At 71.2% G+C, this 2,507-nt stretch carries 3 protein-coding genes; 1 reads left to right on the top strand and 2 read right to left on the bottom strand.

All coding sequences use genetic code 11. From position 1 onward, the window contains the following. Positions 1-949: MFS transporter (locus VIR15_RS18230; RefSeq protein WP_331930358.1), on the bottom strand; the 949-nt coding region annotated here is incomplete at its 3' end. A gap of 31 nt (positions 950-980) precedes the next feature. Here VIR15_RS18230 and VIR15_RS18225 point away from each other — a divergent pair. Then, the gene (locus VIR15_RS18225) at positions 981-1,394 is read left to right on the top strand and encodes a MerR family transcriptional regulator (protein ID WP_331930356.1); all 414 of its coding nucleotides are present in this window, start codon (positions 981-983) and stop codon (positions 1,392-1,394) included. A gap of 78 nt (positions 1,395-1,472) precedes the next feature. On the opposite strand, the gene VIR15_RS18220 is transcribed toward VIR15_RS18225, so the two are convergent. After that, on the bottom strand, positions 1,473-2,327 hold the full coding sequence (locus VIR15_RS18220) for a PaaX family transcriptional regulator (protein ID WP_331930354.1): 855 nt from the start codon (positions 2,325-2,327) through the stop codon (positions 1,473-1,475). Positions 2,328-2,507: the final 180 nt, after the last annotated feature.

Genomic DNA, 2,507 nt, shown 5'->3' with positions numbered 1-2,507 from the left:
CACTCGCGACGCCAAGACCGAGGATCGCCACCAGGCCCAGTCCGGCCTCGGACGCCCCGAGCAGCCCGATCAACCCCAGGGCCGTCGCTGCCGACGCCACCACCAGGCCAGCAGCCGGCCGCGCCACGCGCCCAGCCAGCGCGACGCCCACGGCCGATGCCAGTCCGAAGCCGAGGAGCAGGCTGCCCATGCCACCGGGCAACAGCCCGGCTGCGGGCTCCCCGAGCCGGGTGATGAAGGTGTACGTCCCGTAGAACCCGACAAGCAGGAGGCCAACCAGCACGGTCACGATGAGCGTCGGAGCCAGCGAGGCACGCTCCGCTGTGTCACCACTCGCTCCACCCCGGACCAAGCGTGGACGACTCGGCACGACGGCCCACACGACCACGGCGACGGCGACCGCGGAACCGGCGAGCACCCCGAAAGCCACTCGCCAGCTCGTCACGTCGGCCAACACCCGAGCCAGCGGCGTGCCGATCACCATGCCGAGGGTGGCTCCCATCAGCACCATCGCGACGGCCCGACCGAGGAGTGCCTCGGGGACGAGGTCGGCGACATGCGCGTTGGCCGTCGCCCACAGCAGACCGACCGCGGCGGCTCCGATCAGCCGTGCCCCGAGTGCGACACCGAACGATGGCGCGAGACCCGTCGCCAGCGACGACGCGGCGAGCCCGACCAGACCCGCGACGATGAGGGCCCTGCGGTCCACGCGTCTCGTCAGGCGCGTCAGCGGCAGGCTCGCGACGACGACGGTGAGGGCCCAGGTGGCGACGAGCTGCCCGGTGAGCGACTCGCTGACCCCGAGGCCGGCGCTCATCGGCACGAGCACCGCCGTGGGGAGCATTTCGGCGGTGACCATGACGAGAGTGGCCGCACCGAGGGCGAGGAGGGCCGGCATCGGGAGCCTGGTCGCGACGTCGGAGGTGGCGCGGGTCGTGGTGAGTGACATGCCTCGACGGTAAAGTCTTACACTGGTGTCAATGTCAAGCCTGAAGGGAGCCGCCGTGAAGATCGGGGAAGTGGCCGAGCGCACGGGGGTCGCGGCTCGGCTGATCCGTTACTACGAGCAGCAGGCACTGCTCGCCCCGGATCGGGCCGACAACGGCTATCGCACCTACACCGACGAGCATGTCGAGCGGGTCGGACGCATCGCCGGGCTCGTCCAGGCCGGCATCCCGACCCGGCTGGTCAAGGTGCTGCTCGACGCCGAGGACGCTGCTGCGCGGGACGAGCCGACGTGCCCGGCACAGGTCGCCGAGCAGCTCGCCGCGGAGCTCGGCCCACTCGAGGCCCGGATCGCCTGCCTGACCCGCAGCCGTGACACCATCCGCACCTACCTCGAGCGCACCCGGCACGAGGCCCTCCTCAGCGCCCACCCAAGCGCGCGGGCGTGACAGACCGCACTCAGCGGCATACGTCGTATGCCGCTGAGCTCGCTTGCGTGCCCACGTGACCCACCAGCCGTCCCCCCGTCAGCGGGCGCGGACGTGCTCGACGAAGCGGTGGGCGGGAGCCTCGAGCCGGCGCCGCAGCGCGAAGAACGTGTCGGCCGCCCGCACACCCATCCAGTCGCGGGGCAGCAGCTCCGGCGCGAGACCGGGATCCAGGTAGGGCAGGCGCCGCCAGGCCGTGAGAGCCCGCACATAGTCGGCGAACGCCTCCCCCTCGTCGTCCTTGCGCCGACGCTGGCGCCACGACGTGAGCACCGGGCCGTGCGCCTCGTCGAACTGCCGGTACAGGGCATCGAGGCTGTCGAGGTCCCACCAGGACCGGACCTCCGCATGCAGATCGGCGAAGCCACGGTAGGACGCGTGGAAGAGGTCGACATAGGAGGCGAGCCCGTGCCGCTCCAGGGCGAACCGGGTCTCCTCCTCGAGGTGGCCCGGGGCGATCCAGACCCCGTTGCCGACCGTGCCGTAGCCGAGCCACGACAGCCGGGACCGGAGCAGGTGGCGCTGGCGCCGCTCGGACTCCGGGACCGAGAAGACGGCAAGGATCCAGCCCTCGGCCAACGTGGCCCGCCGCCGCTCGAAGATGCGCCGGTCGCCGTCGTCGAGGATCTGTCGCGCCTCTGACGACAGCGCATAACCCGCACTGCCGTCGACCCGCTCGGCCTCGAGGATCCCGCGTCGCTTGAGCCTCGAGATCGACGACCGGACCGCCGCCTCCTCGACCCCGAGCCGGGACATGAGGCGGATGAGCGAGCTGACGCTGATCCACCCCCCGACCTCACGTGCGTAGAGCCCGTAGACGCTGACGATGAGGGCACGCGGGCGGGCGGTAGCCGCGCTGACATTGACCTCGTCGGCCAGGTCGGTGTCCGTCACGTTCGGAGCCTAGCGCCGGACCGGCAGGTCAGCCCCGCGGCATGACGAACCATTGACGGTCGTGAGAACAACTCCATACGGTGCTGACATGGAGCTCACCCCCTCCGCCCACGTCGACACCTTCTGCCGGGACAACCTCCCACCGCAGGACCAGTGGCCAGAGTTCCTCTTCGAGGTCCC

The sequence above is a fragment of the Intrasporangium sp. genome (genome assembly GCF_036566125.1).
In the GTDB taxonomy this organism is placed as follows: Bacteria; Actinomycetota; Actinomycetes; order Actinomycetales; family Dermatophilaceae; genus Intrasporangium.
Note: the sequence above shows the minus strand (reverse complement) of the source record. Positions and strands in the feature narration are given on the sequence as shown.

Excerpts from the sequence above, each read along its gene's own strand:
- VIR15_RS18225 (WP_331930356.1), top strand. The coding sequence starts at position 981 with ATGTCAAGCCTGAAGGGAGCCGCCGTGAAGATCGGGGAAGTGGCCGAG.